A 22,246-nucleotide genomic window follows, 5' to 3' on the forward strand; every position below is an offset into this window, starting at 1 on the left:
TAGGCTAGGGCGATAGTAACTTTGGTTGCTGCTCATCATTCGAGGGCTGAGTATTCAATAGCGATTACTGAAATCTCGTTATGGGTTAGCTGAAGTAGAAGATTACAGCCTTAACTTTGTTTGTTACAATGAGATTTTGAAACCGGCAATAGAATTGATTGATTTAACTGTAAAGTAGGTTTTTAAGAATGAAAATTACTGTAGTGGGTACTGGATATGTTGGGTTGTCTAATGCGCTTTTATTAGCTCAAAATAATTCAGTAACAGCTCTTGATATAGATGTCGAAAAGGTAAATCTGTTGTCGGACCGGTTGTCTCCGATTAAAGACACGCACATAGCTGAGTATTTAAAAAATAAGCCTCTAGATTTTGTTGCGACAACAGATAAGTACTCAGCACTGAAAGATGCAGAGTTTGTAATCATCGCAACACCTACAGACTACGACCCAGAAACTAATTACTTTAATACTGCTTCAGTTGAGAGTGTAATCAAGGATGTACTTGAGCTTAATCCTAAAGCCGTAATGGTAATCAAGTCAACCGTTCCTGTGGGTTATACAGAATCAATAAAAGAGAAGTTTAATTGTGACCAGATTCTTTTTTCGCCTGAATTCTTGAGAGAAGGTAAAGCGTTACACGATAACCTATATCCTTCGAGAATTATTGTGGGTGAGCGCTCAGAAAGAGCAGAAACATTCGCCAGGCTGCTCGCTGATGGTGCGGAAAAAGAAAATATTGACATTTTGTTCACTGATCCGAGTGAAGCTGAAGCCATTAAGCTGTTTTCAAATACGTATTTAGCTATGCGCGTTGCTTACTTTAATGAGCTCGATAGCTACGCAGAATCTCATGGCCTAAACTCAAAGCAGATCATTGAAGGTGTTGGGTTGGATCCTCGTATAGGCAACCATTATAACAATCCATCCTTTGGCTATGGTGGCTATTGTTTACCGAAAGATACTAAGCAGCTGTTAGCGAATTATAAAGACGTACCGAATAACTTAATTCAGGCCATCGTGGATGCTAATACAACCAGGAAGGACTTCATTGCAGATTCGATTATCAAGAAAGACCCTAAGGTTGTAGGTGTATACAGACTGGTAATGAAAAGCGAGTCTGATAACTTCCGAGCTTCTGCTATTCAGGGTGTAATTAAGAGAATTAAAGCAAAGGGCATTGAGGTGGTTATTTATGAACCAACCTACACTAAGAGTGAGTTTTTCCACTCTAAAGTGGTCAATACAGTGGAAGAGCTAAAGTCTGTTTCAGATGTCATTATTTCGAATCGACTGTCTGATGAACTAATTGATGTTGCTGATAAAGTGTACACCAGAGACCTGTTCGGAATCGATTAGTAAGACGGCGTAATGTCAAATATTTGGTAATAGCTGCTGGGTTTGTAAACGCGGCAGTTAGCAAGAAATTACTCGCGTTAAAGCTTGATGTTGTTGGCATTGATAATATCAATAATGGCGACAGTGATGAGCTTAACCATACACGGTTGAAGTTGATATCTGATGATAACGTATTTAGGCTCGTAGAGTCGAGATTGCGGATCAGGCACTATGGTTGAGCAGCTATTCGCTGGCTAATAGTCTAGCTACGTAGTACATCTGGCTGCATAAGCAGCTGTGCGTTATGTTTGGATAACCAGCAAGTTTATGCTGAAGTTATTAGACTGGACATTCAAATATATACTTAACGGGTATCGTCGAAAGGCGTTTTAGTATGTGTATGCGTCTTAGGGCGCCCTATATGGGCTAAACGTAAAACATCATTTGGTAAAGCTGAACCTTTGGAGCATTCCATTTCTTTGTATGCCGCGACAACAATCTAATGAATTAATGTCGCATAGCTATTCGCACCTCTATGACATACCGACGACTGGGTCGCGCTTTTTTCACAGTCTACTGCTCTTGGCTAAGACCAGTCCTGGCTCAGTTTAAATTTACAAATAAGACAATTTAAAGGGGTGCCTATTAATGCCAACAATAACGCTGATATGTGGTGAGATTCCACTTATGCAGACGGTATTGTTGAAGGAGTTGTTCGGATCGCTGATATAATTCCAGGCAAACGTTCAGAGTGGTAAATCGAAACCAGGGCCCTGGTAAGCAACTCTGCACCATATCGTGTTTGTAACATTGGGCACGGTGGTCCAATCAATCTGATGGATTTCATCGACGCGATTGCAAGTGAACTGGATATTACTAAAAAGAAAAATCTCAGGATATGTAACCCGGTGGGCTTATAAAACCTTATCTGATAAAAATGATTTGTTCGAGCAATTGATTGTGTATCGCAGGCTGGTGTGAGAGAGGGCCCGAATTCAACTCTGAAGTGCGACACTCTTACCTAAATTAAGCGGCCTGCATCATTTCTTTGAATACTACAGCTGGCTGCTTAAAACCCAAACACTTTTTCGGTCGATAATTTATCCGCGACATCGCGAACTCGACGTCTACATCACTTACTTCTCTCAAATCAGTGCCTTTCTTTATATATTGACGCAGCAAACCATTCGCATTTTCGTTTGCCCCACGCTCCCAGGAAGAGTAAGGATGCGCGAAGTAGAAATCCGCCTCTAAAGAGGTCGAAATGAGTTCATGAGCGGCAAATTCGCCACCATTGTCTGCCGTGATTGTGTGCACGTACTTTTTATAAGGCGAAAGCAGTTCTATCGTTGCCTGTGCAACATCTTCCGCTGATTTTGATGCGGCTTTTTTGACAAGATAGAAGCGTGTTTTTCGCTCCAAAACAGTGACCAGAGCATCATTTTCTTGCTTTCCTAGTACGGTGTCAATCTCCCAATCCCCGAGCCGTGTTCGCTCTTCCACGACTTCGGGTCGTTCATCAATTGACATTGCATTTAAAATCGTAGGGCCTTTGTCATTTCTACCTCGTCTATATCGCTTATGCCCTTGACGTAGGTGACGATAGAGTTTTCCACCATTGCGTTTATCAACAGCAACATAGCGATAGATCCACTCGTGACTGACAGGCTGTTTGACGCTCGTTAATACTGCTGAAATTTGTTCCGGACTCCAATCTGATTGCAGTAGTATTCGGGTGAAGTCGATTCGTTTTTGAGGAACACGATATTTCTGTGCCGTTTTGCGTTTCCCTATAGCCATTACGTGCGCCGCATCAGGGCAATATGGCTCGTTGATTCTATGTCTTCTTAACTCTCGATAAACGGTGGAGCGATGACATTTTACTTTTTCGGCGATTTCAGAGGCAGAACAACCTACTTCCAATAATGTGGAAATTTGGTATCTTCTGCCCTCGGTCAACTGCTGATGTTTCATGGTAGTACTGCTTGTTTCTTTGGCGAGAAGAGCGTACCACTTTCAGTAGTTGGCTTCCTCTTCTACACGTTACCATGAATGTCGCACTTATTATCTGAAATCAGGGGAAGTGGAAAGTTGTAGAGTGGTATCGAGACGTTTATCGCTAGCTTGCTGTAGGAGGTAAGCTAGTTACGAATGAGGTGCTAGCTTATGTTGCATGTTCAGGTAGGGCTTGTGTGAAATTTGATGATGAGAGTATCAAGAGACTCTGGAAACCCCCATCTCCCAAAGTCAGTTGTCGCTTGGCAAATGGGCAAACTTGATACTCTGAGAGCTAGACTCAGAAAATAAAGTTAGTATAATACGGCGTATTATTGTTGGGTTATCAATTTGAAAATCAGTGCATGGAACGCAAATAGTCATTCGGTATCAAGTCTGATTAGACTTCTGCAGAAGCCAAGGGTACGAAATTTCGTTATCCTATCTAATTCCCTGTACTGTTAAAGACAGTATCCATTACGTATAGTGCAAGCTCAAGGACTTTTGCCCTCGGTTGCATTTTATAAAGCTTTATATGGCTTACATGCTATTCAACTTGTAAGTTGTAGGCACTCAGCTAGTGGCTTTCCAAAGATGCAATTAAAGTGTACTGTCTGAGGTGGTTGCTTTCATAACTGCTATTAGGGCAAATACGTATGTTTTATTGCGCTTTATAAATTAATAAGACGTTATGTTTGTATAGATATTAGTCCTTTAGGATTAGTTGAATAGGTATCGATGGTTTCAGAATTGATTCGAGCCTGTGTGTTGTGGCATTACCCCGACGAGTGCGTGGTTAAGGTCCTTTTTAAAAATAGAAGCAAAAAGCTTAGCCAGGTCGGATCAACTCGATAGTCTCTATGTGTTAATGTTTGGGGCTTATAGTATTTAAGAGCGCCTTTTCCATTCAAAGTTGGGGAGTCTCTATCTAAGTGAGCAGGTCCTCATTTGTGAGTTCGGCGGAAGCAAAAGTGAGTACTGAAAAGCACGGCGGTTAAGCCGTGTGGGCATTGGAAGATTTGTCACTTGCGATTAACAATGACGCATGCTTTAATTGGGGCTGCGAAATACCACACCATAAGAATTGAAAGAAACAACTATCTATTTTTGGGAAAAAATAATGGCGCTAAGCTGTAAAACTATCATTGCTTCTTCTCTATTTCTTGCAATGACTGGCTGTTCGATTATTCCCGGCGGCCATTTTGAAGGAATAAGTTCAAGTGAACAAACTGCGAGCTTGCAGAAAGACCTTGAGAATATCAATATTCATCTAATCGATGCGCAACTCATAAAAGAATCTAAGATTGCTCAGTCTCCCCCCCTATCAGGCAGCATGCAGAGCTCACAGGGAGTTGATGTATCTGATTTTGAATACCGCCTTGGCATCGGTGACGTGCTCACAATTGGTGTGTGGGACCATCCTGAGCTAACGATACCCGCTGCGGTACAAAGAACCGCAGAGTTTGACGGCTTTCGTGTGCAGTCAGATGGTACTATTACATTTGCCTACGCCCCAAAAGTTCCTGCAGCAGGTAGAACTGTGGCTGAGGTACGTGAAGACCTGATAAAACGGTTAAGCCGCGTTATTGAAGACCCGCAAATTGACGTAAAAGTTGTAGGCTTTAAAAGTCAAAAAGTTTATGTGACAGGGGAAGTAAACAAACCCAACGTTTTGCCTATTACTGAAACTCCACTCACTTTGATTGACGCTGTAAATCAAGCAGGTGGTTTGACTGACGATGCTGACTGGAAAGTCGTCAATTTTACTCGGGGTGATAAAACAGAGCAAATCAGGTTGAACGACTTTTATGCTAACGGGGATATTTCTCAGAACCGTTTGCTACAGCATGGTGACCTAATCCACGTTACCCGAAATGACAAGCGCAACGTTTACGTGCTTGGGGATGTAACTAAATCAGGCAAAGTAAGCATTAATCGCTATGGACTTAGCCTTGCGGAGGCACTAAGTGAAGTTGGTGGCATTAACGAGCGGACTGCTGATGCTAATGGTGTCTTTGTTTTACGTAAACGCGATTTGAAAAACGATGGCGTTGTTGCCGATGTATATCAATTGCACGCTCGAAATATAGCGTCCTTGGTTCTAGCTGAGCAATTTGAATTGGAGCCACAAGACATTGTATATGTTACTAGCGCTCCTCTCGCTAGATGGAACAAAGTTATCAGCCTTTTGCTGCCTTCACTTGCCACGGTGGATGCGCTGCAAGATATCGACAATCAATAGTGTGACAATTCATGTTTGATAGTGTTTTAATGGTATGCGCGGGAAACATTTGCCGCAGCCCCACAGCAGAATATGTATTACGAAATAAGCTTGAAGGCCGTAACATAAAAGTTTCTTCAGCTGGCTTGACTGCTTTGGTTGGTAAACCAGCCGATAGATTGGCTCAGGAGCTGGCTGCTCAGAATGATATTGATATGTCTGAACACAAAGGTCAGCAAGTTAGTACCTCGCTGGTTTCCCAAAACAGCGTTATATTGGTGATGGAGCAGCGCCATCTAGAGGACTTATGTTCCCGTTATCCGCAAGCACGAGGAAAAACATTTTTGCTTGGGAAATGGCTGGGTGATAAAGAAATACCAGATCCATACCGTCAAAGTCGCGAAGCTTTCGAGCATGTATATGATTTAATCGATAGCGCGTGTGGCGCTTGGCAGAAGTATTTATAAGGATGAAAGAGTCAATGAACGCTCAATCAAACCTATTGAGTGGTATGCAATCAAAGCAATCCACGCAGCAAGCGCAAGAAATCGATCTAATGGCATTACTTGGTGCTTTACTAGACCGCAAATTATTCATAACTGGTGTAACTGTACTGTTCATGATAATAGGCGTAGCTGTCGCTATCTTTAGTACGCCAATCTACCAAGCGACAGCTATGATACAGGTTGAAGAAAAAGGTGGTTCAGTCCCTGGTTTTGATGAGTTAGGTGGTATGTTCGAAAGCACCTCGGCCGCAGTGACTGAAATCGAGCTTTTGAAGTCTCGTAGTATCATTGGAGAAGCCGTAGGCAGCTTAAAACTCGACATTGTTGCAAAGCCAAAATTCTTCCCAATCATTGGTGGGAGGGCATTTCGCAAATTCACACCTATTCAGGAGGGAGATTTAGCTGAGCCAAGTTTTGGTGCGTCTAGTTATGCATGGGGTGGCGAAAAAATAGAAGTATTTAAATTTGAAGTACCACAAAATGTAATTGGTGTAGGTTTTACTTTGGTTGCACTTGCAAATAATCAGTTTGAGCTGTTAGATGGTAATGACGAGAGCATTTTAAAAGGAAAAGTAGGCGAGGAAGTAACAAATGGCACATTCAGCCTAACTCTTAAAACGTTAATTGCCCGCCCAGACACAGAATTTACGCTAGTTAAGCGTGACCGCTTAAACACTATTCTTGATTTACAAGCTGCAATTGGCGCCAGTGAAAAAGGTAAAGATTCAGGTATTATCAACCTGAGTCTTCAAAGCGCTGACTCAGAGTATGCTGAAAATGTGCTTAATAAAGTGGCAGGTATTTATGTGCGTAGAAACGTAGAGCGAAATAGCGCAGAAGCACAAAAATCTTTAGACTTTCTAGAATATCAATTGCCTCAAGTTAAAATGCAATTAGAGGTTGCTGAACAACGCTTTAACGATTACCAGGTCAAGCAACAGTCTGTCGATATCAGTTTAGAAACGGAAGGTGTGTTAAGACAATTAGTAAAACTAGAAACGCAATTACAAGAGCTTGAGCTTAAAAAACTAGAGCTAGGCCGTAAATTTAAGCAAAGTCACCCAAGTTATCAGGCCGCGGTTGAGCAAATAGAAGCGGTGGAAACTCAAAAACAACGCTTGGCTGCAGAAGTAAAGGTGTTACCAGAAACTCAACAAAAGTTGTTACGTTTAACACGCGATGTAGAGGTTAATAACGAAATATACACTTTACTTTTGGCTAAAACTCAAGAGTTAGACATTGTTCGTGCCGGTACGGTGGGTAATGTTCGTATAATTGACATTGCTGAAGTGAATGCCTCTAAACCAGTTAAGCCAAAAAAAGCTCTAATTGTAATTATGTTAACCATGCTAGGTGGTATTTTGGCAGTTGCAGTTGTTCTTATTCAAAAAGCAATTCATAAAGGCATTGAAGACCCAAGCGAAATTGAAGCGTTAGGTTTACCTGTGTACGCAAGCGTGCCTTATTCTGAATACCAGGTTAAGCTAACAGGCTTTGCAAAGGCTCGTAAAGGAAAAACAGCTAAAGCAAAATCAATTTTAGCAGTCGACAACCCTGCTGACTTATCTATCGAAGCGTTACGTAGTTTACGTACCAGCCTGCACTTTGCCATGATGGAAGCAAAAAATAATGTTATCGCCATCTCGGGCCCAAGCCCAGGTGTAGGTAAATCATTCATTTCAGTGAACCTCGCAACAGTACTAGCACAAAGTAATAAAAAAGTACTAATAATCGACGCGGATATGCGCAAAGGTTACTTACAAACTCAATTTGGTATGCAGTGGGATAATGGCTTGAGCGATTATCTGTCTGGCCGAATTAGTCTTGAACAGGCAACTAAAAATAGCCAAGTTGAAGGGCTACATGTCATGACACGAGGTCAGATACCTCCAAACCCTTCCGAGTTATTAATGCATGAAAACTTCTCAAAATTAGTTGAGAAAGTAAGTGCCAAATACGACCTTGTTATTATAGATACACCACCTATTTTAGCAGTAACAGATCCTGCTATTGTGAGTGCTCATGCAGGCAGTACTTTACTTGTAACCCGTTTTGGTCAAAACCATGTAAAAGAGCTTGAAGTAACTCGTAACCGCTTTGAACAGAATGGAATTGATGTTAAAGGCGTTGTATTTAATGGTGTAGTTAAGAAGGCAAGTAATGCTTATGGCTATTATGGCTATTACAACTATGAATATAAATCTGATAAATAGTTGTATAGAAAAGCGTTTAATATATAGGTTTTAAATTAACTAACAACCTGAAGTGATTTAGTCTTTTAAACTTGTGTTTATATTTTTTATTAACCTTTATTTAAGGGGGTGTATAAAATAGGTTTTTAAAAGGACAAAAGATAAGGCTCAATGATATGATTTGTAGGGCCTGTGCGCCTATATAGAGTGAATGCCAGTTTAATTTTTCTCGATAATTAAAGTTCTAATTAGGTAATGAAATTTAAAAGTTTCATTGCCTTTTAAATTATGGCCTTTGATAAAGGTGTTTTTTGGAAAAGTCAGCATTAATAATTAATTTTTTATTGAAGGCTTTGTATTATTAGCCGTGGGACATTCTGAGCTGATTAAAATAAGTAATTCAGTTAAGGGTAGTAAATACATCTCTGACTTCAAAGGGTTGGTAAACTAGATATGAAAGTACTAGTCACAGGTGGTGCTGGGTTTATTGGGTCGGCACTAATTCGCTATTTAATTAATGAAACAGATAATAGCGTAATTAACGTAGATAAACTGACTTATGCAGGTAACCTTGAGTCACTAAAGTCGGTTGCAACAAGCGACCGTTATTTTTTTGAACAAGTTGATATTTGCGAACGTAATGAGCTCGAAAATACTTTTAAAAGGTACAAGCCTGATTTAGTAATGCACTTAGCTGCTGAAAGTCATGTCGACCGCTCAATTACAGGTCCTGCTGAATTTATAAAGACAAACATTGTCGGTACTTATACTCTACTTGAAGTTGCTAGAGAGTACTGGAGCACATTAAGTGAAAGTGAAAAAGGAAAGTTTAGATTTCACCATATTTCTACAGATGAAGTTTATGGTGATCTTCCTCACCCTGAAGAAATAAAAAACAAGTCAGACGACTTACCTTTATTTACAGAGCAAACTCCATATGCACCAAGTAGCCCTTACTCTGCGAGTAAAGCTTCAAGTGATCATTTAGTTAGAGCGTGGCTAAGAACATTTGGCTTACCAACAATAATTACTAATTGTTCAAACAATTATGGGCCATATCATTTTCCAGAAAAGCTAATTCCTTTGGTGATTCTAAATGCATTAGAAGGTAAAAGCTTGCCTATTTATGGTAAAGGCGATCAAATTCGTGATTGGCTGTACGTAGATGATCATGCTCGCGCTTTATACAAAGTGGTTACTGAGGGGGTAATTGGCGAGACATATAATATTGGTGGGCATAATGAAAAACAAAATATCGAAGTAGTAAAAACAATTTGTGATATTTTAGATGAATTGGTGCCTAAAGAACAAAGCTATGCTGAGCTTATAACTTTTGTTGATGATCGACCAGGTCATGACAGGCGTTATGCAATTGACTCTTCAAAAATGAATAAAGAGCTAAGCTGGAATCCAGTGGAAACCTTTGAAACTGGTCTTCGTAAAACAGTGAAATGGTATTTGAATAATCAAGATTGGTGTCAGAATGTTCAAGATGGTTCGTATCAACGTGAACGTCTTGGTGTGTTAGCTAATTCACTAAATGAGCGATAAAATGAAAGGAATAATTCTCGCTGGGGGGTCTGGTACCCGTTTGTATCCGATCACAATGGGGGTTTCTAAGCAGCTTTTACCTATTTACGATAAACCTATGGTCTATTATCCCCTCTCGGTTTTAATGTTAGCGGGTATTAGAGAGGTTTTAATAATCACGACTCCTGAAGACAGTGATTCGTTTAAGCGTTTATTAGGAGATGGCTCTCAATTTGGTATAAAGCTTAGTTATACCGTTCAGCCTAGCCCAGACGGTTTAGCACAAGCCTTTATTTTGGGTGAAGAGTTTATTGGTCAAGATGACGTATGCTTGGTCCTTGGGGATAACATATTTTATGGTCAAGGCTTTACACCCAAGTTAAAGCATGCTGTGCAAAATGCGAGTAGTGGTCAAGGCGCAACGGTTTTTGGTTATCAAGTAAAAGACCCTGAACGTTTTGGTGTAGTAGAGTTTGATGAAAAGCAGAAAGCGATTTCTATTGAAGAAAAACCAACTAAGCCAAAGTCAAACTTAGCTGTAACTGGACTTTATTTTTATGATAATTCAGTTGTGAAGCTGGCAAAACAAGTTGAACCATCACAACGTGGCGAATTGGAAATAACTTGCCTAAACGAAATTTATTTAAAACAAAACAAGCTGAATGTAGAAATTCTTGGCCGCGGTTTTGCGTGGTTAGATACTGGCACACATGAAAGCTTATTAGAAGCCGCACAGTTTGTAGAAACAATTGAAAAGCGTCAAGGTTATAAAATAGCCTGCTTAGAGGAAATAGGATTTAATAATGGGTGGTTAACGGCACTTCAACTGAAAGAGTTAGCAAAGCCCATGTTAAAAAATAGCTATGGACAGTATCTAATGGATTTAGTAAAAAATAATGTCTGAATTATTTAAGAATAAAGAATGGGACAGTGATTTTTTCAAGCGCAATATCTATACAGTTGAGCTAGATACACTTGGCAATAAAATTGAAAGTTGGCCTAAAAACTCACTCATTACAGTTAAGATTGATGCTAATAATTACCAAAGTTTAGCACATATAAATAATCACGATTTTAGTTTTGTTGAAGGTGAGCTTGTTTTTAAAAAGGTATTGCCTGTAACGGAAAATGTTACTTCTTTAACAGATTTTGAATCATATCTAGCAACAGAAGGCTCTCTTGTTGAACTTAAGTGTGTTGTGACTGATTTATATGTAAATAGCCGGTTTAGAGAGCCGTGGTTTACCTCGTTGGAAAGAGACCGTTTCTATCAAAAATGGATCGAAAATGCAGTCCTAGCAAAATTTGATGATTGCTGCTTAGTTTTAAAAGTGGATGACACAATTTCTGGTTTTGTAACTGTACGTATCCGAGGTTCTGAAGCAACTATTGGGCTTATTGGTGTCGCTGCGCCATTTCAAGGTAAAGGTATTGGTAAACAGTTATTGCAACTCGTTCAAAAATACAGTATGGCAAAAAATGCGACAGTAATTAAAGTTGCAACACAAACAAGTAATATTTCAGCTGCAAACTTATATGAGAAAGATGGTTTTTCTATCACGGACATTTCATATTGGTTTTATAAACAGGTTTAAAGATGATCCCTTTTAATATTCCACCTAAAACAGGCAATGAGCTTAAATATATAGAACAAGCTATCCAATCTGATAAGCTATGCGGTGATGGCCATTTTTCAAAGAAATGCGAAGCATGGTTAGAAGAAAATTTTAATACGGCTAAAGCATTACTTACACCCTCTTGCACAGCTGCATTAGAGTTAGCGGCAATATTAATAGATATAAAAGAAGGTGATGAAGTGATTATGCCTTCATATACGTTCGTATCTACCGCAAATGCATTTGTCTTGCGAGGCGCAAAAATCATTTTTGTTGATGTCCGACCTGATACAATGAACATGGATGAATCACTTGTCGAAGCAGCTATAACCCCAAACACTCGTGCCATAGTACCAGTTCATTATGCAGGCGTTGCATGTGAAATGGATACAATATTAGGAATAGCAGAGAAATATAACCTTTGGGTAATCGAAGATGCAGCCCAAGGAGTCATGTCAACTTACAAAGATAAAGCATTGGGTACAATTGGGCACATAGGATGTTATAGCTTCCATGAAACTAAAAATTACTCTTCGGGTGGAGAAGGCGGAGCAATATTAATTAATGACCCTGAATTGGTTGCTCGAGCTGAAATCATTCGTGAAAAAGGGACAAACCGTAGTCAGTTCTTGCATGGTTTAGTGGATAAATATACATGGCAAGATGTCGGCTCAAGCTTTTTACCCAGTGAATTACAAGCCGCTTACCTGTATGCACAGTTGGAGTCAGCTGAACGTATAAACAATTTTCGTTTATCGATATGGGATCGTTATTACGAAGCGTTAAGTCAAAAGTTACAAGCACACCAGTTACCTAATATTCCTGATTCTATACAGCATAATGCACATATGTTTTATATAAAACTTGGAAACTTTAAGCAGAGGCAAGAATTGATAACTCACTTGAAGGAGTGTGGTGTAACATCCGTTTTTCATTATATCCCATTGCATTCAACAGCTGCAGGTCAAATGTTTTCTCGCTTTAATGGAGAGGATAGATACACAACTAAAGAAAGTGAGGTTTTATTGAGACTTCCTTTATATTATTCTATCTCGGATGAAAACGTGGAATTAATAATTGGTAGTGTTTTGAGCTTTTTCACGACTAAAGTATAAAGCTTCCAAACTTAAATTAGCCCAATTTTTATGGTAATAGAGCGTGTGTCTTTTTTGGTGGTTGATAATAAATGAAAATAAATAAATATAAATTTATTCACATTATTAAAAATGATAAATTTATAAACGAGTTCTATAATTTTATTATTGAAAACTTCCCCAGTGATGAACACCTCTTTATCTATGTGGTTGGTCAGCCTGAGAGCAAATTTACGATACCTGAAGCTGAAAATGTAATCAATCTCAATAATCAATATAAAGGGCTTATGAAAAGTCTGCGCTTGTCTAAAATTCTACAACCGTATTGCGACGGCGCTGAAAAAATAATTTTTCACAGCTTTTACGCAAAAGACATTGTACGCTTTTTGTTTTTTAATCAAAAGTTCTTATCAAAAAGCTACTGGGTTATGTGGGGAGTTGATTTATATAATTATTCGCTTAAGGTTTCTACAATCAAGTCGCTTTTAAACTACGTTATGGCTAAAAACTTAAAGGGTAGGTTTGCGGGGTACATAACATACCTTAAAGAGGATTATAGTATTGCCGAAAAAGAATACTCTGCTAAAGGGGAATTTTATGAATGCTTAATGTATCCAAGTAACCTTTATAAAGAATATGGTGTTAAAGATAAAGATAAGAAGTTTATAAATATACAGGTTGGGAACTCTGCAGACCGAACGAACAATCATTTAGAAGTGCTTCGAAAACTATTACCCTTTAAAGATGAAAATATACGTATATATGTACCTTTATCTTATGGCTCAAAAGAAAATGCTAATCAAGTTATTAAACAAGGATTAAATTGGTTTGGTGATAAATTTATACCTCTTACAGAGTTTATACCATTTGAAGAGTACTTAAAGTTATTAGGAACAATCGATATTGCTATATTTAATCATAAGCGGCAGCAAGCTATGGGTAACACCATAACTTTGTTAGGGCTAGGTAAAACAGTATATATACGCAGGGATACCTCACAATGGGAGTTTTTTACAGAAAAGGGTATAAATGTAAGAGATATTGAAAAACTAAATGATTTGGGGTTTTCAAAAGAAGAAAGAAACATTGAGGTTGTGAAAACATATTTTTCTAAGTCAAATTTTTTAAAACAGTTGAGGGAATTATTTACATAAGTGGGTCTTGACCTAGTAAATATTTTCATAATTGATGTCTCCTATTAGCCTAATGGTTGGTTTGTATGTGTTTTTTTAGTGCTTTTTATTTATGTCTTTAAAAAATAATGCAATTACAGGTGTTAAATGGACCACAGTGTCTATGTTAACAGTTACAATATTACAGCTATTACAGTTGTCAATATTAGCTCGTTATCTGGAACCTGTAGATTTTGGGCTAATGGCTATTTTAATGGTAGTTATTGGTTTTTCTCAGGCCTTTATGGATATGGGGGTCAGTAGTGCGATTATCCATAGACAGAAAATAAGTAAAAGTCAGCTATCTAGCTTATATTGGCTCAATATTTTATCTGGTGCTTTACTAGCCCTAATTATAGTTATCCTAGCACCATTAATAGCTTCTTTTTATGAAGAGGCAAGGCTCGCTAATCTTCTTATGATACTTTCATCTGTTTTTCTTATTGTAGCATTTGGAAACCAATATCGAGTTTTATGTCAAAAAGAGCTCTTGTTTAATCTAATGGCGAAAGTTGAAATTATTTCAGCAGTCCTTTCTTTTATTGTTGCAGTATATTCTGCTTACAGTGGGTGGGGAGTATATGCATTAGTTTTTGCAATGCTTACGCAAGCGCTTACCTCTAGTGCACTGTTCTTGTATGTTGGGTTTGAAAAATTTCATATCCCTACCCTTTCATATAAGCACAGCGAGCTTAAAGGCTTTTATTCTTTTGGCTTATTTCAAATGGGAGAAAAATCTGTCAATTATATTAGTGCCAATATTGACAAACTATTGATTAGTAAGATGATTGGCTTTCAGGCTGTTGGTTTTTATAATATGGCATGGCAGTTAATTATTTTTCCGTTAGCTAAAATTAACCCTGTAGTTAATAAGGTTGCATTTCCAGTCTATGCAAAAGTTCAAAATAACCAAGATGCTCTAAATAGATATTACAGTATGAGCGTTAAAGTGCTAAGTTTACTTACTGTTCCTATTTTGGTTTTTTTATCTTTCTTTGCTAATGATATTGTTTTGATCTTTTTTGGAGAAGGTTGGGAAAAAACGGCCATATTAGTGACCGTCTTAGCATTTGTGGGAGTTGGAAAGGCGTTAGGTAATCCTGGAGGTGCTTTAATACTGGCACTAGGGCGCGCAGATATAGGTTTCTGGTGGAATGTTTTTTGGGCTATTACCGTTTCAATAACACTTTTTGTCGTTCTCTTATATTTCAAGTCTGTTGAAGCGGTAGCATTTTCTCTGCTATTTTTATCAGTAACCGTAGGTGTCATTTGGCATATTTTAATTGCTAAAATTGGCCGAATTTCTTATTTAGGTGTATTTTTGCATTTTGTCAAAGTTGTCGTCATAACGGTAACAATAGTTTGGGCTGCCCAACTGCTTGTACACTTGTTTCATTTTGAAGCACCCATTATAAGAGTACTATTAGCAGGTATAGTTTGCTCAATATTATATACCCCTTATTTGTTACTGGTTGAAAAGAAGCTACTAATAAGTTTTAGAAAGGAATAGTTATGCCAGGAATATTTGGCTTTACAAAAGAAAATCAAACAGTGTCTATTGAGTCAGTTCAAAACTCTATGATGCTTTTTCCCTCTTTTAAAAAAGATGACCTATTTGAGGACGAGTTTATAGCAGCTTCTCGTGTGCACCTAAATAAAATAGGCGAAAAAAGCTCACCTACACAAAAGAATGATCTTCTTGTCTGGGTAGAAGGTGAGGCTTATAATCATGTTGAGCTAGCTAGCTGCTTTGGATATAAAGAGGGGTTAAGCTTTAGTGAATGCTTGCTGTTTGTATACCAAAATAACCTATTAGATGACTTTTTAAATAAATTAGATGGCTATTTTTGTGCTGCCATTTATGATAAAGAAAAAAAACAAGTTAAGTTGATTTCAGATCGCTATGGAATGCGAATGCTTTACTGGTATTGGTATAAAGGCAAGTTTGCATGGTCAAGTGAAGTAAAGGGAATTTTAGCTACAGGTAACATAGATAAAGCTATAGATTCAACGAGCTTTGATTGCTTTATGGAGTTAGGTCACTTATTAGGAGAAAAAACCTGGTTTGAGCATATTAAGCTAATTAAACCAGCAACCGTTATCACATTGGATTTACAAAAAAACGTAGTTACACAATATCACTATTGGGCCTGGTCAGAAATAAGTCCATCATCCTTATCTTTTGATGACGCTGTAGATGAACTGGGCAAGCGCTTTATCAAGGCAGTTGAGCGTCGATTCAACCCCAAAGAAATGGTAGGTATAACATTAAGTGGTGGTTTAGATTCAAGAGCTATCTTAGCGGCCATTGAGCATTTATATCCTGATTATAAAGGTTGTGCATTTACGTTTGGCATTGAGGGTTGTGATGATATTGCTATTGCTAAACAAGTTGTATCACAATCAAATTGGAGTCATAAAGAGTATCACTTTAGCGAAAAAAATTGGTTCAAACCGCGATTCGAGCAAATTTGGAATACTGATGGTTTGAAAGATATGATGCATATGCATGGTTGCGAGTTTGTTGGTGATATTGCTAAAAGTATCGACGTTAATTTAAATGGTTATTTAGGTGATGCAATCTTTGGTGGGAGTTATTTCAAGAATGGAAATCATTTAAATCAAAGAATAAATGAAAGTATTGTTGAAAAGTATTATCGAACTACTTTAGATGAAAGTTTTCAATCTGATTTCTATGATATTAATCATATAGATCCATATTTATTTATGTCCAGAGGAAGGCGGTTTATTAATATGGGCATCGTTAATACCTTGGTTTCTATAGAGCAAAGAACTCCCTTTTTTGATAACCAATGTGTAGAGTTGATTTATTCATTGCCAGACGAGTATAGGGAAAATAATAAACTATATTCTACAATGTTGCACAGGTTTTTTCCGAAGTACTTTAAAACTATAATATGGCAGCAGACAGGGAAGCCAGCCGGGATAACGTACAATGAGAATGTCATATCTCGTTATCTCGGTAAAATAAGCAGGCGCCTCAAGGTCATTCTTGGAATGAAATCAACACAAAGTTATACTGATTATAACCGATGGATCCGCTCACCAGAAGTTTCTGAATATCTATTTAGTATATTAGATGCTGAAACTGCTGAGTACAAAGCGATAACAAATGACGATCTATTGAAAAGGTATTTTATTCCTCACTTGAAGTCGAAAGCTTATAACAAAAGCTCACAGGTATTGAGAGCTGCTACAGTCGAGATATACTTAAAGCTGTTAAAGGAAAAGTTAAATTATTGATATGTACCAAGGGGTTTAGGTTGCGTGAATTTCTGCTAGTGCTAGTTGGTTTGAAGAAGTAGGTCATGATAGGTGTACTATCACCTATTTTAATTTTATAAAGTTAGAAATAAATTATGTTCTATAAAGTTTTTTTTATAATGCTCCTCCTGCTTATCTTTGGCCAGTTCTTGCCTAGAGTAACTGTCGCAGGGCTTTGGCTGGGTATTGATGATATTTTACCGCTATTATCCCTGCCATTAATTTTTTTCTTTTACGCATCTCAAAGAAAATATATAGGCCCAAGTTATAATTTAGTGTTGCCGTTGTTTATATTTGTAGTTGTCTTTGGCTTTTATGGTATTTTGCAGGGAATGGAGTACTTAAGCTTATTAAGGTTTCCTACCGAACTTTGGCAATATTTAAAGCGAGCTATATGTTTCCTTATTGCAGCTATAACCATGTATCACCTCCCATTAAAAAAGAAGATACTTGTTGTAAATGTTTTGCTGGGGGCAAGCTTTCTTTGCTTGTTTATTGGTATACTTCAACTATTTAATATAGAACTGGTGACATCTATATATGGTCGTAGTGACGCTCAAATATCCAATGCGATGCATAATAGTGCTAACCAACGCGTTTATAGTATCACTGGGCATTCAATTTCTTGGGGAGGAATGAGCCTCTTTATTTTTTATGCTGCGGTAGCATTACTTACGCTTAGGCTAACTTTACAGCAAAATTTACAGATTAAAAATAAGCAAACTCTTTTTCTTATGCTTATTTTTTTCATATTGTGCTTAGTCAACGTTATTAGCAGTGGATCCCGTGGCGCTATGATTGCGTTTGTGGTTAGCTTTACACTTTACCTACTTTTGTTGTCGTTTAGAATCGGAGCGAAAAGTATTTTTGTATTACCGCTGATTTGTTGTTTTTTGCTTGTTGTCGGTTATGTTGGTTCTACTCAATTTGATGAAAAGTTTGCTTTTATATTATATCGATTTGAAGCATTAGGTGAGTCTGCTGGCGGTGGACGAGACCTTCAAGTACTAAATGGGCTAGCGTTGCTCAGTAGTTGGTATGAATGGCCTATGGGTGTTTCAAATGCGGTACAACGTTCATTTAACTCATCTTGGGGAATTGAGAGTGAACCATTTAATATTCTAGTTAATTATGGCTTTATTGGTTTTTCACTAATTTATTCGAGTATTTTGATTATTTTATTAAAGCTCAGAAAATTCTTTTTGAAAGGCGAAAATGCCACTTTCGAAAAACAAGTTACATATGATAGTATATTTTGTGGTGTTTTCGGTTATTTGTTGTTTTCTCTCGGCTTCTTTTATTTTGCAGAGTTAATTGTTGGGGTATATAGCTGGCTTGTATATGGGGTACTAGTCGGTGCAGGACTAGCTATGAGAAATGAGGTGATGGAATGACAATATTACACTTTTGTAGCTACTATGTAGGTTCTACAGTATTTTTTGAATTGTTTTCAGCACTCAATCAACATTGCAAGCAATTTGTCTATGTGCCAGTAAGGTTCAATCAGCAACTGAGCACAAAACAAGTGCCGAGCGTTGACTTTAAGTTTGTTAAGAACCTGAGTATATTCACCCGCGCGTTTTACTTACTCAAGTTAACACGCATTCTATACCCTGCCTTTGCCACTTATTTTAAGAATTCGAGTATTAAAGTGGTGCATGCCCATACCTTGTATTCAGATGGTATACCGGCGTATATATTTTCGAGACTGGCGGGAAGGAAATTGATCATAACTTTACGCAATACTGATGTTAATACTGGGTTTAAATATTACAGGCAGTATAAATGGTTGGCTAAAAAAGCGTTAAGCTATTCATCTAGTATTATTCTAGTTTCTCCAGCCCATAAGTTAAAGTTTCAAAACTACTTCGGCCATGCTTTTGATGAAAAAATAAAAGTAGTTCCAAATGGCGTTAACCAATTTTATTTAGAAAATGCTAAAATCAGAAAAAGCACGACTAAAGATAAAGTGGTTGCTTTACACGTTGCAAATATTAATAAAAATAAAAACTTAAAAAATACCATATCAGCCTTTTTTGATGCAACAAAAGAATTAATAGGGGCACAATTTAGAGTTGCTGGTGGTACTTATGAGGAGTATGTGAAGGTTTTTGGTGAACTGCCGAGGGAACTTAAAGAGAAAACCGTTTTCTTAGGTAAGTTAAATAAATTACAACTACTAGCAGAGATGGATGAGGCTACATTTTTTGTAATGGTTTCTCATCACGAAACTTTTGGTCTCGTTTATGTTGAAGCTATATCTCAGTGTTTGCCAATAGTTTACACGACAGGCCAAGGTGTAGATGGTTACTTTATTGACGGTGAATATGGCTTTAAAGCTGATCCAAAATGTAAAGAGTCTATTTCTTTGGCTGTGAAGAATACACTTGATAGATTTCCTGATGGTTTGAATTTTGAAAAGGATAACCCTGCACTAAGTTTCTCATGGGATGAGTTGGCTAAGAAATACGTAGAAGAAATATATGCTTAAAAAGCTTTATATTTCAATTAAATTGTTTATTACAAATTATCGAAGGTTTACATGGTTGTAATTTATCTGCATCAATATTTTAATACGCCTGAGATGAGTGGTGGTACCCGCTCTTATGAAATGGCTAGGAGGCTGGTTGCAGCAGGGCATGAAGTACATATGATTACTTCTTCTCGCGATAAAGAGTGTAGAAATGTTGATTGGTTTACTACGGTGGAGTCTGGTATTAATGTACATTGGTTACCTGTTCCGTATACAAATAAATTAACTTACCAAGAGCGGATCAAAGCTTTCTTCAGGTTTGCATTTAAAGCAATGATGAAAGCGAAGAGCATTAAAGGTGATGTTGTGTTTGCAACAAGCACCCCTCTAACAATCGCTTTGCCTGGTGTCTTTGCCGCCAAGAGTAATAAAATCCCTATGATTTTTGAAGTTCGTGACTTATGGCCTGAGCTGCCTATTGCTATGGGGGCTTTGAATAACCCAGTTGCTCAGTGGTGTGCACATAAACTTGAAAAATGGGCTTATAAGAACTCAAAAGCCGTTATAGCTCTGTCTCCAGGTATGAAAGAAGGTGTTGTAAGAGCTGGTTATCCAGAAAGTAACGTTGCCGTAATTCCGAATAGTAGTGATAATAAAGAGTTTTTATATAGTGAAACTGATGCTGCTAAGTTTAGAGCTAAGCGTCCATGGCTGGGCAACCGCCCATTGCTAGTGTACACAGGGACTTTTGGTAAAATTAATGGTGTCGCTTATATGGCTGAGCTTGCAAAAGCTCTTCTATCTATTAATTCGGAAATACGGATATTACTTGTTGGTAGTGGTTTTGATAAAGAGCTAGTAGAAAGTAGAGCAAGTGAGCTTAATGTTTTAGGTAATAATTTATTTTTAGAAGACCGACTACCTAAAAAAGAGATGCCAGCATTGCTTTCAGCAGCAAACATGTCTGCTTGCCTATTTATTGATATGCCTGAGATGCAGCCAAATTCAGCTAATAAGTTTTTTGATGCATTAGCGTCAGGTACTCCTGTGTTACTAAATTATGGCGGATGGATGCATGAATTAGTTCAAGAGCATGATTGTGGTTTAGCAATGTGGCGAAAACCTATTAATGAAGTTGCTGAAGATGTTGCAAAATCTCTTGATAACCCAAGTTGGTTGAAAGCTGCAGGCGAAGCTGCCAGAACTTTAGCTGAACAAGAATTTGACAGGGATAAGCTAGCATCACAATTTAGAGAAGTTATCAACGCAACAGTAGAAAATAAGTCTCATTTGGCTTCATCTATTGCTCCTGGAGAATACAATGTTAAAACGCACCTTTGATTTAGTTCTTACGCTATTAGCTTTATTTATTTTAGCGCCAGTTTTAATTGTTGTTGCTATTTTAATTAGGGTGAAATTAGGTGCTCCCATTTTATTTACTCAAGATCGCCCTGGCCTTAATAACAAAGTTTTCAAAATGTATAAGTTCCGAAGTATGACTAACGAGTGTGATGCTTCTGGGAATCTTTTACCGGATAGTATCCGATTGACTAAATTTGGTAGCTTTCTAAGGAGCTCTAGCTTAGATGAGTTACCTGGACTTTGGAATATTCTAATTGGTGATATGAGCCTTGTCGGTCCTAGACCTTTACTAGTAGAGTACTTAGACTTCTATACTGAAAAAGAAAGAATGCGTCACAATGTTAGACCTGGTCTAACTGGGCTTGCGCAAGTCTCTGGTAGAAATAATTTAGCGTGGGATGAGCGATTGAAAATAGATATTGAATACGTTGAAAATCAAAGTTTTTTACTGGATTTAAAAATTCTCTATTTAACATTCTTGAAAGTGATTAAAAAGGAAGATGTAGTTGTCGTTCCTTCTTCTAAATTCGGGAAATTGAGTGATGAAAGGAGCAAAAGTAAGAATGTTTGAATCCCCTGAAGTTACTCTTAATCTATCTATTAAAAATTGCAAATTTAAAATTAAGCGTGATGATCTTTTGCCTGACTTTATGGGTGGAAATAAAGTTCGTAAGAATAGGTTTATTCTCTCTTCACTGACTAGTTTGCCTGATGTAATTATAACTAATGGCGGCGCAGAATCTAATCATGCTAGGGTATGTGCATTAATGGCCGCTCGTTTAGGGATTAAGTGTCACTTAGTATTACATGGTGAAAAAGATGAGTCTGATTATCTTCACGGTAATAAATTTTTTATCGAATCTACTAATGCAGAAATTAACTACGTAAACAGTGATGAAATAGCTCGGACCATAGAAGCTATTAAAAGAAAGTGTGAATTGCAAGGTCTTGATGTTTTTGTAATACCTGGTGGAGGACATTCACTTGATGGTGCACGGGCTTTCATTGCAGCAGTGGATGAGTTAGAAGAAGAACCTGATTATATTTTTTTCCCCAGTGGTACTGGTGCTACTCATGCTGGTTTACTCGCTGGAGTAAAGAAAAAGAATTGGAAAACTCAGGTTGTAGGTATATCTATCGCTAGGCAAGCTGAGCGAGGCATACCTGCTATTGATGAATTATATGCACCTCTCTGCGCGGAGCTTAATATCCAACATAGAGTTGAGGATATCATTTTTTTAGAACAATTCACTTTTGGTGGATACGCTAAGTATAATGCTGAGTTAATTGAATTTGTAAGAAGAGTTACTAGTCAAACTGGTGTGCCATTTGATCCTGTTTACTCGGGAAAAGCTCTGTACGGGGTTACCCAATTACTCGAAAAAGCAAAGATCCCTGCAAGTAGTAAAGTGCTTTTTTGGCATACTGGTGGTTTATTAAATTTACAGTCATCTAAGGCTATTTAA

At 37.7% G+C, this 22,246-nt stretch carries 17 protein-coding genes; 16 read left to right on the top strand and 1 reads right to left on the bottom strand.

Annotated elements, in window-relative coordinates; genetic code table 11:
• Nucleotides 1-188: 188 nt before the first annotated feature.
• Nucleotides 189-1,355 carry a nucleotide sugar dehydrogenase gene (locus L1285_RS10940; protein WP_235412357.1) on the top strand — a complete coding sequence of 389 codons (1,167 nt, stop codon included), beginning with the start codon at nucleotides 189-191 and terminating at the stop codon, nucleotides 1,353-1,355.
• 1,005 nt (nucleotides 1,356-2,360) lie between these two features.
• On the opposite strand, the gene L1285_RS10945 is transcribed toward L1285_RS10940, so the two are convergent.
• Nucleotides 2,361-3,308, bottom strand: coding sequence for an IS30 family transposase (locus L1285_RS10945; RefSeq protein ID WP_235412358.1), 948 nt, complete (start codon nucleotides 3,306-3,308; stop codon nucleotides 2,361-2,363).
• A gap of 1,141 nt (nucleotides 3,309-4,449) precedes the next feature.
• Here L1285_RS10945 and L1285_RS10950 point away from each other — a divergent pair.
• The 15 genes from L1285_RS10950 to L1285_RS11020 all read left to right on the top strand — a co-directional run bounded on the left by L1285_RS10950 (nucleotide 4,450) and on the right by L1285_RS11020 (nucleotide 22,246).
• Nucleotides 4,450-5,571: a polysaccharide export protein gene (locus L1285_RS10950; RefSeq protein WP_235412456.1), complete on the top strand. Its 1,122-nt coding sequence runs from the start codon at nucleotides 4,450-4,452 to the stop codon at nucleotides 5,569-5,571.
• An 11-nt stretch (nucleotides 5,572-5,582) separates the two neighbouring features.
• Nucleotides 5,583-6,017: a low molecular weight protein-tyrosine-phosphatase gene (locus L1285_RS10955; protein WP_235412359.1), complete on the top strand. Its 435-nt coding sequence runs from the start codon at nucleotides 5,583-5,585 to the stop codon at nucleotides 6,015-6,017.
• Nucleotides 6,018-6,031: 14 nt separating this feature from the next.
• Nucleotides 6,032-8,269 (top strand): polysaccharide biosynthesis tyrosine autokinase, encoded by a 2,238-nt coding sequence (locus L1285_RS10960; RefSeq protein ID WP_235412360.1) that lies wholly within the window; start codon nucleotides 6,032-6,034, stop codon nucleotides 8,267-8,269.
• A 432-nt stretch (nucleotides 8,270-8,701) separates the two neighbouring features.
• Complete coding sequence (rfbB, locus tag L1285_RS10965) at nucleotides 8,702-9,799, top strand: dTDP-glucose 4,6-dehydratase (protein ID WP_235412361.1); 1,098 nt, start codon at nucleotides 8,702-8,704, stop codon at nucleotides 9,797-9,799.
• A gap of 1 nt (nucleotide 9,800) precedes the next feature.
• The gene (gene rfbA, locus L1285_RS10970) at nucleotides 9,801-10,682 is read left to right on the top strand and encodes a glucose-1-phosphate thymidylyltransferase RfbA (protein ID WP_235412362.1); all 882 of its coding nucleotides are present in this window, start codon (nucleotides 9,801-9,803) and stop codon (nucleotides 10,680-10,682) included.
• On the top strand, nucleotides 10,675-11,373 hold the full coding sequence (locus L1285_RS10975; protein ID WP_235412363.1) for a GNAT family N-acetyltransferase: 699 nt from the start codon (nucleotides 10,675-10,677) through the stop codon (nucleotides 11,371-11,373). The genes rfbA and L1285_RS10975 overlap by 8 nt, the downstream gene beginning before the upstream one ends.
• Nucleotides 11,374-11,375: 2 nt before the next feature.
• Complete coding sequence (gene rffA / locus L1285_RS10980) at nucleotides 11,376-12,509, top strand: dTDP-4-amino-4,6-dideoxygalactose transaminase (protein ID WP_235412364.1); 1,134 nt, start codon at nucleotides 11,376-11,378, stop codon at nucleotides 12,507-12,509.
• A gap of 71 nt (nucleotides 12,510-12,580) precedes the next feature.
• Nucleotides 12,581-13,642 carry a TDP-N-acetylfucosamine:lipid II N-acetylfucosaminyltransferase gene (locus L1285_RS10985; protein ID WP_235412365.1) on the top strand — a complete coding sequence of 354 codons (1,062 nt, stop codon included), beginning with the start codon at nucleotides 12,581-12,583 and terminating at the stop codon, nucleotides 13,640-13,642.
• 91 nt (nucleotides 13,643-13,733) lie between these two features.
• Entirely contained in the window at nucleotides 13,734-15,170 is a 1,437-nt protein-coding gene (locus L1285_RS10990) for an MOP flippase family protein (protein WP_235412366.1), read from the top strand.
• A 2-nt stretch (nucleotides 15,171-15,172) separates the two neighbouring features.
• Nucleotides 15,173-16,924 (top strand): asparagine synthase-related protein, encoded by a 1,752-nt coding sequence (locus L1285_RS10995; protein ID WP_235412367.1) that lies wholly within the window; start codon nucleotides 15,173-15,175, stop codon nucleotides 16,922-16,924.
• A 116-nt stretch (nucleotides 16,925-17,040) separates the two neighbouring features.
• Nucleotides 17,041-18,339, top strand: a complete 1,299-nt coding sequence (locus L1285_RS11000) for a hypothetical protein (protein WP_235412368.1) — start codon at nucleotides 17,041-17,043, stop codon at nucleotides 18,337-18,339.
• A complete protein-coding gene (locus tag L1285_RS11005; protein WP_235412369.1) occupies nucleotides 18,336-19,436 on the top strand; it encodes a glycosyltransferase family 4 protein in 1,101 nt (366 codons plus the stop codon). Before L1285_RS11000 ends, L1285_RS11005 begins: the two co-directional genes overlap by 4 nt.
• 51 nt (nucleotides 19,437-19,487) lie before the next feature.
• Nucleotides 19,488-20,759 carry a glycosyltransferase family 4 protein gene (locus tag L1285_RS11010; RefSeq protein WP_235412370.1) on the top strand — a complete coding sequence of 424 codons (1,272 nt, stop codon included), beginning with the start codon at nucleotides 19,488-19,490 and terminating at the stop codon, nucleotides 20,757-20,759.
• Nucleotides 20,740-21,351: a sugar transferase gene (locus tag L1285_RS11015; protein WP_235412371.1), complete on the top strand. Its 612-nt coding sequence runs from the start codon at nucleotides 20,740-20,742 to the stop codon at nucleotides 21,349-21,351. Before L1285_RS11010 ends, L1285_RS11015 begins: the two co-directional genes overlap by 20 nt.
• The gene (locus tag L1285_RS11020) at nucleotides 21,323-22,246 is read left to right on the top strand and encodes a 1-aminocyclopropane-1-carboxylate deaminase/D-cysteine desulfhydrase (RefSeq protein ID WP_235412372.1); all 924 of its coding nucleotides are present in this window, start codon (nucleotides 21,323-21,325) and stop codon (nucleotides 22,244-22,246) included. The genes L1285_RS11015 and L1285_RS11020 overlap by 29 nt, the downstream gene beginning before the upstream one ends.

This window comes from Pseudoalteromonas sp. DL2-H2.2 (assembly GCF_021532535.1).
Lineage (GTDB): Bacteria > Pseudomonadota > Gammaproteobacteria > Enterobacterales > Alteromonadaceae > Pseudoalteromonas > Pseudoalteromonas rubra_A.

Bases quoted from the DNA above. Each gene is read 5' to 3' on its own strand.
- L1285_RS10960 (WP_235412360.1), top strand. From the start codon at position 6,032: ATGAACGCTCAATCAAACCTATTGAGTGGTATGCAATCAAAGCAATCC.
- L1285_RS11020 (WP_235412372.1), top strand. From the start codon at position 21,323: ATGAAAGGAGCAAAAGTAAGAATGTTTGAATCCCCTGAAGTTACTCTT.
- L1285_RS10955 (WP_235412359.1), top strand. From the start codon at position 5,583: ATGTTTGATAGTGTTTTAATGGTATGCGCGGGAAACATTTGCCGCAGC.
- L1285_RS10975 (WP_235412363.1), top strand. From the start codon at position 10,675: ATGTCTGAATTATTTAAGAATAAAGAATGGGACAGTGATTTTTTCAAG.
- L1285_RS11015 (WP_235412371.1), top strand. From the start codon at position 20,740: ATGTTAAAACGCACCTTTGATTTAGTTCTTACGCTATTAGCTTTATTT.
- L1285_RS10985 (WP_235412365.1), top strand. From the start codon at position 12,581: ATGAAAATAAATAAATATAAATTTATTCACATTATTAAAAATGATAAA.
- L1285_RS10990 (WP_235412366.1), top strand. From the start codon at position 13,734: ATGTCTTTAAAAAATAATGCAATTACAGGTGTTAAATGGACCACAGTG.
- L1285_RS11010 (WP_235412370.1), top strand. From the start codon at position 19,488: ATGGTTGTAATTTATCTGCATCAATATTTTAATACGCCTGAGATGAGT.
- L1285_RS10995 (WP_235412367.1), top strand. From the start codon at position 15,173: ATGCCAGGAATATTTGGCTTTACAAAAGAAAATCAAACAGTGTCTATT.
- L1285_RS10945 (WP_235412358.1), bottom strand. From the start codon at position 3,308: ATGAAACATCAGCAGTTGACCGAGGGCAGAAGATACCAAATTTCCACA.
- L1285_RS11000 (WP_235412368.1), top strand. From the start codon at position 17,041: ATGTTCTATAAAGTTTTTTTTATAATGCTCCTCCTGCTTATCTTTGGC.
- L1285_RS11005 (WP_235412369.1), top strand. From the start codon at position 18,336: ATGACAATATTACACTTTTGTAGCTACTATGTAGGTTCTACAGTATTT.
- rfbB (WP_235412361.1), top strand. From the start codon at position 8,702: ATGAAAGTACTAGTCACAGGTGGTGCTGGGTTTATTGGGTCGGCACTA.
- L1285_RS10950 (WP_235412456.1), top strand. From the start codon at position 4,450: ATGGCGCTAAGCTGTAAAACTATCATTGCTTCTTCTCTATTTCTTGCA.
- rfbA (WP_235412362.1), top strand. From the start codon at position 9,801: ATGAAAGGAATAATTCTCGCTGGGGGGTCTGGTACCCGTTTGTATCCG.
- rffA (WP_235412364.1), top strand. From the start codon at position 11,376: ATGATCCCTTTTAATATTCCACCTAAAACAGGCAATGAGCTTAAATAT.
- L1285_RS10940 (WP_235412357.1), top strand. From the start codon at position 189: ATGAAAATTACTGTAGTGGGTACTGGATATGTTGGGTTGTCTAATGCG.